A 14,660-nucleotide genomic window follows, 5' to 3' on the forward strand; every position below is an offset into this window, starting at 1 on the left:
CGATGTTCGACGTCGTCGAGCGGAGCATCGCCGAGCTGCGCGCTGCCCTGGAGTCGGGCCGGGCGACGGCGAGCGACCTCGTCGACGCCTACCTCGCGCGCATCGAGGCGTACGACGGGGAGCTCAACGCCGTCGTCGTCCGCAACCCTGCCGCGAGGGCCGAGGCCGCGGCATCCGATCTGCGCCGGTCCCGCGGTGAGACCCGCGGTCCCCTCGACGGGATCCCCTACACCGCGAAGGACTCGTACCTCGTGAAGGGTCTCACCGCCGCCGCGGGCAGCCCCGCGTTCGCCGACCTCGTGGCGCAACGCGACGCCTTCACGATCGAGCGGCTGCGCGCGGTCGGCGCGATCTGCCTGGGCCTCACGAACATGCCGCCGATGGCCAACGGCGGAATGCAGCGCGGGCTCTACGGTCGCGCCGAGAGTCCGTACAACCCGGCGTTCCTCACGGCGCCGTTCGGGTCGGGCTCGTCGAACGGCTCGGGCACCGCGACGGCGGCGAGCTTCGCGGCGTTCGGCCTGGGTGAGGAGACGTGGTCGAGCGGACGCGGCCCGGCGTCGAACAACGCCCTCTGCGCCTACACGCCGTCGCGGGGCGTCATCTCGGTGCGCGGCAATTGGCCGCTCGTCCCGACGATGGACGTCGTCGTGCCGCACACCCGCACGATGGCGGACCTCCTGGAGGTACTCGACGTCATCGTCGCGCCCGATTCCGAGACGCGCGGCGACTTCTGGCGTACGCAGCGGTGGGTCGAGATCCCGGATGCCGCGACGCACCGTCCCCCGTCTTACCCGGGGGTCGCGGCGTCGGGCTCCGCTCTCGACGGCCGCCGAGTCGGCGTGCCGCGCATGTACATCAACGCCGATCACGAGCCCGACGGCGTCGGCATCGGCGGCCCCACCGGCACGCGCATCCGCACCCGCGCATCGGTTCTCGCCCTGTGGGAGGCGGCGCGGCGCGACCTCGAAGCGGCGGGTGCCGAGGTCGTCGAGGTCGACTTCCCGGTCGTGTCGAACTACGAAGGCGACCGGCCGGGTGCCCCGACGATCGCGACGCGGGGTCTCGTGTCGGCGGACTACCTGAAGCGCGAGATCGTCGATCTGTCGGCGTGGGGGTGGGAGGACTTCCTCGCCGCGAACGGCGACCCCGGCCTCTCGACCCTCGCGGACGTCGACGGCGCGACCATCTTCCCGCCTCCGCCCGGCGCGCTCCCCGATCGCTACACGGGGTTCGACGACGACATCGCGGAGTACCCCGACTGGGTGCGCACCCACCCCGGGGTCGGTCCCGAGGACATGCCGGAGCTGCCCGCGGGACTCGCGGGACTCGAAGAGACGCGCCGCATCGATCTCGAGGAATGGATGGACGGGCTCGGGCTCGATGCCGTCGTCTTCCCGGCCGTCGCCGACGTCGGGCCCGCCGACATGGACGTCAACACCGAATCCGCCGACCTCGGTTGGCGGAACGGCGTGTGGGTCGCGAACGGCAACCTCGCGATCCGGCACCTCGGCATCCCTACGGTGACGGTCCCGCTGGGCACGATGTCCGACATCGGGATGCCGGTCGGCCTGACGTTCGCCGGCCGCGCCTACGACGACGTGGCGCTCCTGCGTCTGGCATCCGCCTTCGAGTCGCTGCGCCCGCGCCGCACCCCACCCCCGCGCACCCCCCGTCTCTAACTCCCCCTCCCCCTCCCCCTCCTCCGTCGAGAAACCGCGATCTCGCCGAGACACCCCGACAATGCGCGCATACAACGGGGTCGCTCGTCGAGAACCCGGGGTCTCGACGAGGCACGCAGGGGCGGGGTCAGGCGAGGGTGTCGAGGATGTCGGTGAGGATCTCGAAGGTCGTCAGGGGGCTCAGGATCGCGAAGCGCAGGACAGGCTCGCCCGCGTGGGACGAGGGCACGACGAAGCCGATCTGCTCCTCGAGGAGCCGGTCCGACCACGCCTGGTAGTCGGCGAGGGTCCAGCCCTCCCGCCGGAACACGACGACCGACAGCTCCGGGTCGCGCACGAGCGAGAGTCCGGGACGGACCGCGATCTCGTCGGCGATCCGGCGGGCGAGGTCGATGCCGTAGCCGATGGCCGCGCGATACTCGTCGGTGCCGTAGGTCGCGAGGGAGAACCACAGCGGAAGACCCCGCGCGCGCCGCGTGAGCTGAATCGCGAGGTCGGACGGATTCCAGTCGGCCTTGTCCGTGAGCGTGTCGAGGTACTCGGCGTGCTGCGTGTGCGCGACGCGGGCGAGCCCCGGATCACGGTAGATCAGCGCGCACGCGTCGAACGGCGCGAACAGCCACTTGTGCGGATCGACGATGACCGAGTCGGCCCGCTCGACACCCGCGAATGCCGGTCGCATCCGGTCCACCAGCATCGCCGCGAGCCCGTAGGCACCGTCGATATGGAGCCAGACGTCCCGCGCCTTCGTGACGTCGGCGATCGAGGCGATGTCGTCGACGATGCCGAAGTTCGTCGTCCCGCCTGTCGCGACGACGGCGAAGACGGCGTCACCGTGCGCGTCGAGCACCGCTTCGACGGCGTCCCCGTGAAGCCGACCGTGCTCGTCTGGGGCCGCCGTCGCGACCTCGATGTCCATGACGGCTGCCGCCGAGGCGATCGACGAGTGCGCTTCGGCACTGCACACGACCACCCAACGATCGGGGAGCGCGCGGCCCGCCTCACGACGGCTGCGGCGCGCGGCATCCCGTGCCGTCACGAGCGCGGAGAGATTGCCGATCGTGCCTCCCTGGACGAAGACACCTCCCGCTCCCGCGGGCAGGCCGAACTCCGACGCGAGCCAGTGGAGCACCTCGTTCTCGGCGAAGACGGCGCCGGACCCCTCGATCCAGGAGCCGCCGTAGATCGCCGAGGCCGACACCACCAGGTCGAATGCGCTCGCGGCCTTGCTCGGCGCCGACGGGATGAACGACAGGTACGTGGGGTGGTCCGTCGTGACGCACGCGGGAGCGAGCACGTTCTCCCACAGTGCCGTCGCGCGGCGGGCGCCGATGCCGTCGGCCGTGATGGACCCCGAGGCCAGACGCGACAGTTCGCGGGGCGAGAGGGGCTTGTCGAGCGGGATGTCCTCGTACAGCGCGCGCCGACGTGCGTAGTCGAGGACGACGTCGACGACGGCGTGCGTCTCGTCCGAGATCTCGTGCATGCGTCGGGGCGCAGCGGCGTCGCTCATTCCAGCTCCTGTCGGGGGCGCGATCGGCCCCGCTCAACGATAGGAGGACGGATGCCGCGCGGCAACGCGCGACACCATGTCAGCGCTCCGATTCATCGGGCAGTGAAGGTACGGGCACGACGACGACGTCCTGCACCTTCCAATCGAGGGCCGCGATCGCTTCGCGCGCCGCATCGAGCTGGTCGATCCGCACGCGGCTGCGCACGGGAACCACGAACGCCTCGACGTGGAAGACCTGCCCCATGTCGCGCATTCGCACGGATGCCTGGTCGATCCACGGCTGCGCCACGAGGGCATCGACGATGCGACCGAAGAGCGGATCGGGCTCGGAGTCGTCGTGTGTCAGTGCGCGCTGGTCCATCAGATCACGGACGGCCGAGCGGGTGTTGCGGTATCCGTCCCACACGATTCCCAGTGAGATGAACAGAGCCGCTGCGCCATCGAGCCACCACCACCCGATGCCTATGCCCAGGACTCCGACGATGGATGCGGCATTGGTATGCCAGTCCGCCCTCGCCATGTCAGCGTCGGCGTAGAGGACCTTGTTGTGGATGACCGGGGCGAGACGCGCCTTGGCCGGGCCGTAGAAGAGCGGTCCGATCACGATGAGGACCATGACGCCGATCATGAGCCACCCCATCCACACCGTCGCCCCGAAGAGGGAGACCGTGCCGATCGCGGGGTGCTCGGCCGTCACGAGAGCGACGATCGCTTCGACGGCGAGAGTGCCGCCGATCGCGACCAGCGCCACTCCCGCGACGAGATGCCCAACTCCCATCGCCCGGTGGAGCCCGTAGGGGAACCGGCGCGTCGGGCGGTGACGGATGAGCAGCAGGGCGACGAGGAAGGAGGCCTGAGGGATGAGCGACAGCATGTCTTCGATCCAGGCGGTCTTCATTGCCTGCGATCCGCCGACGACGAAGGCGATCAGCGCGATCGTGACACACGTGTAGCCGATGGTGAACCACTCCCACCGGATAGCGGAATGCAGGGCCTCGCGCTGCTCGATCGGGAGATCGGTGCGTCCGAGCGATTTCACGGTCGCGCCTCGCGATCGAGGTAGGTCTCGAGCGCCGCCTGCAGTGCGTTCTCGCCCATCGGAAGGAGGACGACGATGTTCGAGCCCGCGCTGCCCGCCAGATCGGGGTATCCCCGCGTGACGCTCACCCGATCCCCCCAGGGCGTGGCATCCGTCATACCTCCGATCGCGAGGTCGAGGGATCCCCGCTCGAGCCTGTCGACGAGGCCTTCCTCGCTGTCGACCGTCCACTCGATCTCAGCGTCTCGATCGTCGGCGAAACCCTCGATGAGCGTCGCGAGCGATCCCGAGACCACACCGTCGTCGACGATGACGAGTCCCTCGTGCGGCGATGCCCCGACTCTCAGGGTCGCGCCCGTCACGCGATCGAGGGTACGGTCCGGGTCCCGCGGGATGCCGCACGCCGGCGCGAAGAGCACGAGCACGACGACGAGAACGGCTGCCGCCGAGCGGCGAACGAGCGGATGTGCCATCGCGAGCTCCCTCCTGCAAGAGTCGGTGTCGGCGCGAGGACGTCACATCACAGCGGTTTGCCGCCCGTGACGGGCAGCACCGCCCCCGAGACGTAGGACGCCGCGTCGGATGCCAGATACACGTAGGCGCCCGCGAGTTCCGCCGGCTGTCCCGCGCGACCGAGAGGGGTGTCCTTGCCGAAGGTCGCGAGTCGCTCCTCGTCCCAGCCCGTCGCGGGGATGAGCGGCGTCCAGATGGGTCCGGGGGCGACGGCGTTGACGCGGATGCCCTCCGGACCGAGCTGCTCCGCGAGAGCTTTGACGAATGCGACCTGCGCCGCCTTCGTCATTGCGTAGTCGATCAGGCCGGGCGACGGGTTGAATGCCTGCACAGACGACGTCACGATGATGGACGACCCGGCTGTGAGATGGGGGACGGCGGCGCGCGCAGTGAACATCATGCCGTCGAGGTTCGTGCGGAAGACGCGCTGGAACTCGTCCGTCTCAAGGGTCGCGAGACTCTCCCGGTCTTTCTGGTATGCGGCGTTAAGCACGACGATGTCGACACCGCCGAAGGCTTCGATCGTCGTGGTGACGACCGACGTCGCGAACTCCTCGTCGCGGATGTCTCCCGCGAGGCTGAGGCCCCGCCGGCCCGCGTCGGCGACGAGGCGGACGGTGTCATCAGCGTCTTCCTGCTCCTCCGGAAGATGCACGATCGAAACGTCCGCACCCTCGCGCGCGTAGGCGATCGCGACCGCGCGTCCGATCCCGGAGTCTCCTCCCGTGATGAGCGCACGTCGGCCGGTCAGCCGACGAGACCCGCGATAGGACTCTTCGCCGTGGTCAGGGGACGGGCGGGTCTCGCTGGTCGTTCCCGGCTGGGTCTGGTCCTGAGCAGGGAATCCTTCCGCGCGATGCGCGTCGCGCGGGTCTTGCATGGCCTGTTCGGTCATGGGAGCTCCTCTCGTCGGAGCCCCACTTTAGGCAGACAGGCGCGAGGCGCTCATCCCCCTTGACAGGCGCCACCGAGGGTGCCCGCCATGTCAGCCTTCGTCGGAATCGGCGTCGGATTCCGTCGGCTCGGGAACGATCGTGAGACCGTTGGGTCCGCTCGCCGCGAGCATGAGCTCTTCGACCCACAGGCGGTTGATGCGCGGGTGCCGCGTTCCGAAGAAGTGCAGCTGGATGGGGATCGAGGGGTGGATCCAGAAGGACCGGCGTCCCGTGCCATCGTTGAGCTCGACGTCGAACATGAAGGGCTCGGACCGGCGGAGCTTGTTCATGATGACGATGCGCAGATGTGCGAGCGTGCGGTCTTCGAGGTCGACCGAGTTCGCCATCGTGTCGTAGATGAATCTGCCCATAGGGCCCCAGTTTACTCGGCGAAGTCGACGTCGTACTCTGCGTGGCTGCGGCGGATCCGCGCTGCCGCCTCGGGGGCGCCCGCGAGTCTCACGGAGATGACATCCGGCGCGTCGACGACGGCGACCTGCGCGCCGGCCCCCACCGCGACGGCCGTCTGCGCGGTCGTCCCGGCCACGACGGCGGGGAAGCGGACGGTGTCGACCCGGCGGAACTGGGCGAGGAGGGCTGAGTACTCCAGCGTCGCATCGGCGATGTCATCGGTCGTCAGAAATCGGGTGCCGTTGATCAGCAGGTCCTTCATGATTCTCCTCGGGGATCCGATCTCACTGCCACGCAGCATCCGGTGAGTGGATCCGCGCATGAACGTCTTCATGTGTCGATCACGCAAGCGTGTCATCGCAAGCCCCCGGGACGCACCCGGTTGACGCTAGGGGCGCGCCCTGCTAACCCGTTAGTGTTGCTGCGTGGGCACCATCTACTACGGCGGTTCTGCGACGCCCATCGACATCGAAGACCGTGCGCTCGCACACCTCAAGGTCGTCATCGCGACGAAGCTCCGCCGCGGCGAGAGCTTCACGGTGTCATGGACCCACCCGGAGGGTCACCCCGGCGGCCGCACGACTCTGTGGCTTCACCCGTCGATCCCGCTGCGCTTCACCTTCAGCGACCCCGAGCCGCCCGAACTCAGCCGCGAATGGCTCGAGGAACTCGCCAACTCAGCTCACTCGTCGGGCGGGATCGTTCTCGTCCCTGGCCAGGTCGACGGCGGCCCCATCGAGATCGCGGCGGCCGCCGACTGAGGGCCGCCCCGCAGGCGAGCTCTCGGGGCGCAGCGTGACGGGCGAGCGCGCGGGGTACAGCAGATCGGCAGTGCCGTCCTGGCGCACCGTGAGAGTGAAGTCGCCGATCCTCGCGACGCCGAAGCCGGGGGCCGCGCCCTCGTGTTCCAGAAGCGTCTGGGCACCCCAGAGGTCGCGGAGTTCGATCGTCGTCTGCGGATTCCGGCGGCGGGGCACTTGCGAGGGCTGCCCCCACAGGTAGTGCAGGCGCGGGTCATCGACCGTCGAGAAGGTCGCACGATTCACCCTGCGACTCTTGCCCTCGGGCTGAGCGAGAATGCTGACGCTGCCCGTCACCCGCCACGCGCCGATGATCGTGTCTTCGAAGACGGACACCAGGACGCGCACCCGCTCGGCCTTCGCGGCCTCCATGGCCCACGACGATGACCCGATCTCGGCCCGCGAGGCCTCTCCTCGAGGCGGCGGTTCAGAACCGGATCTCGATGGCCACACGAACAGCACAAGGTCTTGCGGTGCATACTCCCGAGCGAACATCTCGCCCTCCCCCGACGTCTTCTCCACTGCGAGCACTCCGGCCCGATTTCCCCTGGGTCTCGGACCGCATCGACACACCCTCCCCCCGGAAGACGTCGCCGTGACGGTGAGGTTTGTGGCCCGCGTGCACGGCGTTCGACGATGCGGCGATCATGCCTCACGCATCACCGAAAATCAACGACACGCCGTCAGAACGCGAAACCCTCGGGGAACGGATCGCTCGGATCCAGGACGTACTGGCTGATCGCCGTGATCCACGCGCGACCCGTGACGGTCGGCACGACAGCGGGGATACCACCCACATCGGTCTCACGCAGAAGTCGCCCCGTGAAGGAAGATCCGATGAAGGACTCGTTCACGAAGTCGGCCCCGAGCGCCAGTTCCCCCCTCGCCCACAGTTCCGCCATGCGCGCGGACGTTCCGGTCCCGCACGGCGAACGGTCGAACCACCCAGGGTGGATCGCCATCGCGTGGCGGGAGTGCGCGGCATTCGAACCGGGCGCGAGGAACTCGACGTGATGGCAGTGGTCGACACCGTCGATCTCGGGATGCCGCGGCGGAGCCTGCGTGTTGATGGCATCCATGATGCGAAGGCCGGCGTCGAGGATCCTCGTGCTCGCGGCGCGGTCGAACGGCAGACCGACATCGTCGAGCTCCACCATCGCGTAGAAGTTCCCGCCGAACGCGAGGCTGTAGGGCACGTCTCCGAGCCCGGGTACCGAGATCACGTCGTCGAGCCGTTCACAGTAGGCGGGCACGTTCTCGATCGTCACCGACTCGGCGTGCCCGTCGCGGACCGCGACCGCCGCGACGACGAGGCCCGCGGGGGTGTCGAGACGGATGACGGTGACAGGCTCGACGACCTCCACCATGCCGGTTTCGACGAGCACCGTCGCGACCCCGATCGTGCCGTGCCCGCACATCGGGAGGCAGCCGGACACCTCGATGAACAGCACGCCGTAGTCGGCATCCGGCCGAGTCGGGGGCTGCAGGATCGCCCCGCTCATGGCCGCGTGACCGCGCGGCTCATTGACGAGCATCTTCCGGATGTGATCGAGGTTCGCGATGAAGTGGAGGCGGCGCTCGTTCATCGTGGCACCGGGGATGACGCCGATGCCGCCCGTCACGACCCGCGTCGGCATCCCCTCGGTGTGGGAGTCGACGGCCGAGTACATCCGGCTCGCGCGCATGTCAGGCGGGCACCCGCTCTCGGCTTTCGAGGTGATCGATCGCGCGCCGCATATCGGCGCGCACGCGGCGGTCGTGATCGGGCGTCAGGGGACCCCGCGGCGGGCGACAGGGTCCGCCGTAGCGGCCGACCATGTCCATACCGAGCTTGATCGCCTGCACGAACTCCGTGCGCGAGTCCCAGCGGAAGACAGCCACGAGATGACGGTACAGCTCGCGTGCCTCCGTGATGCGCCCGGCGCGGACGAGGTCGTAGATCTCGACCGACTCGGCCGGGAAGGCATTGGGGAATCCCGCGAACCATCCGACCGCGCCGTCGAGCATGAGTTCGAACAGCACGTCGTCAGCGCCCGCGATGACGTCGATCTCGCACAGCTCGGCGATCTCGAACGCGCGGCGCACGTCGCCCGAGAACTCCTTGATCGCCACGATGTTCTCGATCGCGGCGAGTTCGGCGACGAGCGACGGCACGAGGTCGACCTTCGTGTCGAACGGGTTGTTGTACGCCATGACGGGCAGCCCGACGCCCGCGATCCTGGTGTAGTGCTCGATCACTTCCGCGTCGCTGGCGCGATACAGCGTCGGGGGGAGAGCGAGCACCGCGTGCGCGCCATCTTCGGCGGCGAGCTCGGCCCATTTCTTCGCCTGATGCCAGCCCGCGCCGTGGACGCCCGCCACGACGATGCCGCGATCACCGACGGCCTCGACGGCGACCTGGACGACGGTCCGCCGCTCGGCGTCGGTCAGCGACGAGTACTCACCGAGGGATCCGTTGGGGCCGACGCCGCGGCATCCCTGCGACATGAGCCAGTCGCAGTGCTCGGCGAACCGGTCGTAGTCCACCGCGAGGCCGGCGGGCGCCGAAGAATCCGCCGTGAAGGGGAGAGCCGTCGCGACGACGACACCGCCCAGCGAGAGCGCACTGTTCATGGAGCTTCCTTTCTGTTTCCGCCCGCCTCAGCGGCGGTCGGAGTTCGCTTCCGGAGCCAGCGCGGCGAGATCGCCGATCCGCTGCGGAGTGACGAGGGGTCGTCGGTCGGTCGTCGCTCCATCGCGAGAAGGTCGTGTCGTGAGCAGTTGCTCCACCGAGCGTCCGCAGATCCTGCCCTGGCAGAGCCCGAGTCCCGCGCGGGTCGTCAGCTTGATCGACCGCAGGCCGGGCTCGCCGAGCGTGGATGCCGCGCGTCGCACGTCACCGCACGTGACGCCCTCACAGCGACAGACGACCGTGTCGTCGGGCAGGGCCTGCGCCCATCCCGTCGGGATCCCGTGAGCGCGCTCGATACGGCGGGCGAAGTCGGCGTGCACGGTTCTCGCGCGCGACGCGTGGCGCGGTAGGGATGCCTCCGCGCCCGCCGCCGCAGCCCCCGCGATCATGCCCTCGGCGAGCGCGAGCTGTGCTCCGCCGATGCCGGTCAGCTCGCCGGCGGCGTACACCCCCGGCACCGACGTCTGCTGCATCGTGTCGACTCGGACGAAGCCCGCCCCCGTCACGGCGCATCCGGCGGCGAGCGCGAGCTCCGTGCGCGGAGTGAACCCGTGACTGACACACACGGCATCCGCGGCGATCGTGCGCTCCGTACCCGCGATCGGCGTCCAGTCCTTCGCGAGGCGCGCGATCGTCACGCTGTCCACGCGCCTGCTCCCGTGCGCGGCGATGACGCCGGTGCCGGTCCGATAGGGGATGCCGCGGCGCAGGAGCGCGGCGGAGTAGCCCGCGAGTTCGGCGAACTTCGAGGGGGCGGCGAGCAGTCTCGCGGGGGCCGGCAGCATCCATCCGCGCACCGCCGTCGACGCGCGCGCCGCTTCGAAGACGCCCCGCACACGGCCCCCCGATGCCGCGACGGCCTTCGCTACGGGGAGCAGGAACGGCCCTGCCCCGGCGATGACGACGTCGGCGCCCACCCGGACGCCTTCGGCTTTGGCCAGCGCCTGGGCAGCGCCGCCCGTCACGACCCCCGGCAGCTCCCATCCCGGGAACGGGAGGGTGCGGTCGTGCGCGCCGGTCGCGAGGACGAGCGCGTCCGGAAGGATCGTGCGCAGCTCCTGGCCGACGCCGTCCGCGGGACCCGTCGCAAGGTTGAGCGCGAAGCCCGACCCGCTCACGGTCGTCCGTTCGAGCGACCAGACCTGCGTTCGCGTGAACACCGCGCAGGAGGGATCGCGCTCGACGCGTGATCGCAGTGCCGCGAATCGCTTCCAGCCGTGCTGTGTCGCGCGCTCCGGGATGCCCCGCTCGCGCGGGAGCGCCCTCCAGTACTGTCCTCCGAGCGACCTGTCGGAGTCGATGAGAGTCACGCGGGCTCCCGCGTCCAGCGCCGACACGGCGGCCGCGAGGCCCGCGGGTCCCGCCCCGACGATCACGACGCTCCTCATGCGTCCGCACCCCCCGGTCGGGTGGCCTGCCATGTGACGACATCGCCGTCCTTCGCATCGCGCTGACACAGTCGCACGTCGGCGAGGCCGTTGACCGTCGCGACGCACGCGAAGCACACGCCGATGCCGCAGAAGAAGCCCTCCATCCGACCGGCGGCGAGGAGGACCCCGGCGATCGACTGGCCCTCGAAGCCGCCGACGGCCTCACCGCCGACCTCGATGCGCACGACGCCCGCTCCCTCGACCTCGTCGCGCAAGGCCGTCACGACGCGACCTCTGCCGGCTCGAGGATGCCGGGACGCGTGAGTCCGACGAAGAACGGATCGATCGCGGGAGGCCGACCCGTCAGCACGTCGGCGATGAAGGCGGAGGTCGCGAGGGACAGCCCGACGCCCGCACCCTCGTGTCCTGTCGCGTGCCACAGGCCTTCGACGCGCGGATCGCGCCCGATGAGCGGCAGATGGTCGGGTGTGAAGGGCCGGAACCCCGAGTAGGAGCGCATGACGGATGCAGAGCTCAAGAAGGGGAAGAGCAGGAGGGCCTTCCGACACAGTTCGCCGATGAGGTCGGCGCGCAGTTCGTCGGCGAATCCGACCCGCTGACGGGACGAGCCGATGAGAACGGTGCCCGCGCGCGTCGACTCGACGACACTCGACGTCTGCAGCTCGTCGGAGTCCGAGCCGACCGCCCCCACGTAGTCGGCGTCGTAGACCTTGTGGTGCACGCGTGGCGGCATCCGTGTCGTGACGAGCACCACGCCGCGGCGCGGCTGCACGGGGATCGGCGCACCGAGACGGGCACCCACGTCGCCGCTCCACGGTCCCGCCGCGTTGATGACGACGGGTGCGTGCACCGTGCCGGCACTCGTCTGCACTCCCTGGAGGATCCCACCCGGACCGGTGACCGGACCGAGCAGCTCGGCACCCGCGATGACGACGACTCCCGCCCGCCGCGCGGAGAGCAGGAGCGCCTCGGTCGCGATGACGGGCTGCACTTGCGCGTCGTCGGGGTAGTGGACGGCCGCGGAGATGGCGGGATTCAGGTGCGGCTCGAGCTCGAGGGCCTCACCGGGCTCGAGAACGACGCAGCGCACACCGGCATCCCTCTGCGCCGCTGCGAAAGCGAGGAGGGGGGCGACATCTGCACCCCGCGTCGCCACGACGACGCCGCCTTTGTGCTCGAACTCGATATCCGGCAATTCACCCGCGAGTTCATCCCGAAGCTCGTCTGCGACCTGCGTCCACCGGGCCCGCGCGACGAGGGCGAGGTCCAGCTCGGGACCCGGCGCCTTGTCCGACACGAGGATGTTGCCTTCGCCGCGGGCGGACGATCCGGATGCGGCGGAGTGGCGTTCCACGACGGCGACCGACAAGCCCTCGCGCGCGAGGTCGCGGGCGACGGCGGCGCCGACGATCCCTGCCCCGATGACGATGGCGTCGTAGACCACGTGCCCTCCTCGCGGCATGCCTCAGCGCAATACTATGTCACATGGCTCCCGCACGGACATCAGGTTCCTGCGACCGCGTGCGCTTCGCTCTGTCCGGCCCACCATCCGAGCACGTGCTCGACGTGTCGGCGCATGACCCGCTCCGCGGCATCCCCATCTCCCTGCACGAGGAACTGCAGGAGCTCGTGATGCTCGCGAGCAGACTCGCGGAGCTCCTCGCTCGCGACCAGCCCGATCAGTCCCGGGAGCCGCGTCTGCGATCGGAGCTCGCTCACGAGCGCCGTCAGGCGGTTGTTGCCCAGCAGCGTGGTCAACGCGGCATGGAAGTCGGTGTCCGCCGTCAGGTACGTCGTGAAGTCGCCGCGCTCGGCCGCCGTCACGATCCGGTCGGCGAGCTCGGTCAGCGCCGGGATCTCCGCGTCGGGCACGTGGCCGGCGAGCCGCCGCATGGCGGGCGGCTCGAGCATGAGCCGCACATCGACGATGTCCTTCAAGGATTCATCGCTCACGGGCGTGACGCGGAAACCCTTGTTCCGCACGATCTTGACGAACCCGCGTTTCTCGAGGTTCATCATCGCTTCGCGCACGGGCGTCGCGGACACCGCGAATTCTTCGGCGAGCACCGGGGCGCTGTACAGCTGCCCCGGCGCCATCTCGCCGGAGATGATCGCGCTCGCGAGCGCCTGCTCGACGCGCTCTCTGAGACTTTGCCGCGGAGCGAGCGCTGAAACGTTCGAATTTCTCGCGCTTTCCGTCCCACTGATGGTTGCCGACTGATCCATCTCGTGGACTCCCCTTCCCCTCGATGTGGCGCCATGCTACATCTCGCGGGGAAGCGCCGACTGTGCGGCTCGTAATCAGGGTCGCAAGACGACCTTGATGCAGCCATCCTCCTTCTTCTGAAAGGTCTCGTACAGGGCGGGCGCGTCCTCGAGCGGCACGCTGTGCGTCACGAGGTCCATCACTCCGAACGGATCGGAAGGGTCTTCGACGAACGGAAGGAGTTCGTCGGTCCAGCGCTTCACGTTGCACTGTCCCATGCGCAACGACAACTGCTTGTCGAACATCGTCTTCATGGGCAGGAGGTCGGCGTCGCCCGCGTAGACACCGCTCACCGAGACAGTGCCACCGCGGCGCACGGCATCGATTCCGGCGTAGAGAGCGGCGAGGCGGTCCATGCCCGCCGTGTCCATGATCTTGCGTGCAATCCCGTCGGGGAGGAGCCCGATGGCGTTCTGCGCGAGCGCGACACCCGGGTTGCCGTGCGCCTCCAGCCCCACCGCGTCGACGACGGAGTCCACGCCGCGCCCATCCGTCAGATCGCGCAGCTCGGCGACGACGGAGTCGGTGAGGTCGTAGGTGTCGACGCCATGCCGGTCGGCCATCGCGCGGCGTTCGGGGACGGGATCGACAGCCAGCACACGGTAGCCGCGCTGCACGCCGATGCGGGCGGCGAACTGACCGACAGGGCCGAGACCCATGACGGCGAGCGTTCCCCCCTCGGGAACGTTGGCGTACTCGACGCCCTGCCACGCCGTCGGCAGGATGTCGCTCAAGAAGAGGTACCGCTCGTCGGGGAGGTCCTTTCCGACGATGACGGTGTTGTACTCGGCGAGCGGGACGCGGAGATACTCAGCCTGCCCGCCGGGCACTTGACCGTACAGCTTCGTGAAACCGAACAGCGAGGCGCCACTGCCGTACTCGGTGACCTGCGTCGTCTCGCACTGGGACTGCAAGCCGTTCCGGCACATGAAGCAGTGACCGCACGAGATGTTGAAGGGAACGACGACGCGGTCGCCGACCTTGAGCGTCGTCACGGCGGAACCGACCTCGACGACGACGCCCATCGGCTCGTGGCCGAGGATGTCACCGGCATCCAAGAACGGGCCGAACACCTCGTAGAGATGGAGGTCCGAGCCGCAGATCGCGGACGACGTGATCTTCACGATCGCATCCGTCGGCTCTTGGATGACCGGATCCGGAACCGTCTCGACGCTCACGGAACGCCGGCCCTGCCATGTCAGTGCCCTCATGAGCGATCCCCTTCGGTCGGAGCGTCATAGGGATTGCCGGGACGCACAGGGGCGTCGGCGGCGATGTCGATGCGCGTGACGCCGTCGTGCTCGCTCACCTCGATGCGCGGGTCGGCGTCGCTCTCGACGGCGCCGGGGGCTGCGAGCAGTTGGTCGCGCCGCTTCTCGTCGGCCGTCATGTCGTCGACGTTCGATTCATCCGATCCAGTGGTGTCCATGTCACGGACG

General features: G+C 69.3%; 17 protein-coding genes. 2 read left to right on the top strand and 15 right to left on the bottom strand.

Going from position 1 to position 14,660, the window contains the following annotated elements; all coding sequences use genetic code 11:
• Positions 1 to 2: 2 nt before the first annotated feature.
• Positions 3 to 1,682 (top strand): amidase, encoded by a 1,680-nt coding sequence (locus tag FBY39_RS01530; RefSeq protein WP_141929916.1) that lies wholly within the window; start codon positions 3 to 5, stop codon positions 1,680 to 1,682.
• Positions 1,683 to 1,809: 127 nt separating this feature from the next.
• Here the strand turns inward: FBY39_RS01530 and FBY39_RS01535 are convergent, their stop codons facing one another.
• The 6 genes from FBY39_RS01535 to FBY39_RS01560 all read right to left on the bottom strand — a co-directional run bounded on the left by FBY39_RS01535 (position 1,810) and on the right by FBY39_RS01560 (position 6,355).
• Positions 1,810 to 3,195, bottom strand: coding sequence for an aminotransferase class V-fold PLP-dependent enzyme (locus tag FBY39_RS01535; RefSeq protein ID WP_141929917.1), 1,386 nt, complete (start codon positions 3,193 to 3,195; stop codon positions 1,810 to 1,812).
• A 79-nt stretch (positions 3,196 to 3,274) separates the two neighbouring features.
• On the bottom strand, positions 3,275 to 4,234 hold the full coding sequence (locus FBY39_RS01540) for a cation diffusion facilitator family transporter (protein WP_260837390.1): 960 nt from the start codon (positions 4,232 to 4,234) through the stop codon (positions 3,275 to 3,277).
• Entirely contained in the window at positions 4,231 to 4,707 is a 477-nt protein-coding gene (locus tag FBY39_RS01545) for a hypothetical protein (RefSeq protein ID WP_260837391.1), read from the bottom strand. Before FBY39_RS01545 ends, FBY39_RS01540 begins: the two co-directional genes overlap by 4 nt.
• A gap of 47 nt (positions 4,708 to 4,754) precedes the next feature.
• Positions 4,755 to 5,642 carry an SDR family oxidoreductase gene (locus FBY39_RS01550; protein ID WP_141929918.1) on the bottom strand — a complete coding sequence of 296 codons (888 nt, stop codon included), beginning with the start codon at positions 5,640 to 5,642 and terminating at the stop codon, positions 4,755 to 4,757.
• A 90-nt stretch (positions 5,643 to 5,732) separates the two neighbouring features.
• A complete protein-coding gene (locus tag FBY39_RS01555) occupies positions 5,733 to 6,053 on the bottom strand; it encodes an ATP-dependent DNA ligase (RefSeq protein ID WP_141929919.1) in 321 nt (106 codons plus the stop codon).
• A gap of 11 nt (positions 6,054 to 6,064) precedes the next feature.
• Complete coding sequence (locus FBY39_RS01560; protein ID WP_141929920.1) at positions 6,065 to 6,355, bottom strand: hypothetical protein; 291 nt, start codon at positions 6,353 to 6,355, stop codon at positions 6,065 to 6,067.
• Between the two features lie 163 nt (positions 6,356 to 6,518).
• Between FBY39_RS01560 and FBY39_RS01565 the strand changes: the two genes are divergently transcribed.
• Positions 6,519 to 6,854: a hypothetical protein gene (locus FBY39_RS01565; RefSeq protein WP_141929921.1), complete on the top strand. Its 336-nt coding sequence runs from the start codon at positions 6,519 to 6,521 to the stop codon at positions 6,852 to 6,854.
• Here the strand turns inward: FBY39_RS01565 and FBY39_RS01570 are convergent.
• From FBY39_RS01570 to FBY39_RS01610, 9 genes are all read right to left on the bottom strand, one after another.
• Entirely contained in the window at positions 6,771 to 7,265 is a 495-nt protein-coding gene (locus tag FBY39_RS01570) for a hypothetical protein (RefSeq protein WP_141929922.1), read from the bottom strand. The genes FBY39_RS01565 and FBY39_RS01570 overlap by 84 nt on opposite strands.
• 311 nt (positions 7,266 to 7,576) lie before the next feature.
• Positions 7,577 to 8,578, bottom strand: a complete 1,002-nt coding sequence (locus tag FBY39_RS01575) for a proline racemase family protein (RefSeq protein ID WP_141929923.1) — start codon at positions 8,576 to 8,578, stop codon at positions 7,577 to 7,579.
• 1 nt (position 8,579) lies between these two features.
• The gene (locus FBY39_RS01580) at positions 8,580 to 9,506 is read right to left on the bottom strand and encodes a dihydrodipicolinate synthase family protein (RefSeq protein ID WP_141929924.1); all 927 of its coding nucleotides are present in this window, start codon (positions 9,504 to 9,506) and stop codon (positions 8,580 to 8,582) included.
• Positions 9,507 to 9,533: 27 nt separating this feature from the next.
• Positions 9,534 to 10,952 (bottom strand): NAD(P)/FAD-dependent oxidoreductase, encoded by a 1,419-nt coding sequence (locus FBY39_RS01585; RefSeq protein WP_141929925.1) that lies wholly within the window; start codon positions 10,950 to 10,952, stop codon positions 9,534 to 9,536.
• A complete protein-coding gene (locus FBY39_RS01590) occupies positions 10,949 to 11,218 on the bottom strand; it encodes a 2Fe-2S iron-sulfur cluster-binding protein (RefSeq protein ID WP_141929926.1) in 270 nt (89 codons plus the stop codon). Before FBY39_RS01590 ends, FBY39_RS01585 begins: the two co-directional genes overlap by 4 nt.
• Positions 11,215 to 12,399 carry an FAD-binding oxidoreductase gene (locus tag FBY39_RS01595; RefSeq protein WP_260837392.1) on the bottom strand — a complete coding sequence of 395 codons (1,185 nt, stop codon included), beginning with the start codon at positions 12,397 to 12,399 and terminating at the stop codon, positions 11,215 to 11,217. Before FBY39_RS01595 ends, FBY39_RS01590 begins: the two co-directional genes overlap by 4 nt.
• A 59-nt stretch (positions 12,400 to 12,458) precedes the next feature.
• Entirely contained in the window at positions 12,459 to 13,181 is a 723-nt protein-coding gene (locus tag FBY39_RS01600) for a GntR family transcriptional regulator (protein ID WP_141929928.1), read from the bottom strand.
• A 75-nt stretch (positions 13,182 to 13,256) separates the two neighbouring features.
• Positions 13,257 to 14,432, bottom strand: coding sequence for a zinc-dependent alcohol dehydrogenase (locus FBY39_RS01605; protein ID WP_141929929.1), 1,176 nt, complete (start codon positions 14,430 to 14,432; stop codon positions 13,257 to 13,259).
• Positions 14,429 to 14,650 carry a hypothetical protein gene (locus FBY39_RS01610; protein WP_141929930.1) on the bottom strand — a complete coding sequence of 74 codons (222 nt, stop codon included), beginning with the start codon at positions 14,648 to 14,650 and terminating at the stop codon, positions 14,429 to 14,431. Before FBY39_RS01610 ends, FBY39_RS01605 begins: the two co-directional genes overlap by 4 nt.
• Positions 14,651 to 14,660: the final 10 nt, after the last annotated feature.

The sequence above is a fragment of the Microbacterium sp. SLBN-146 genome, assembly GCF_006715145.1.
GTDB lineage: Bacteria > Actinomycetota > Actinomycetes > Actinomycetales > Microbacteriaceae > Microbacterium.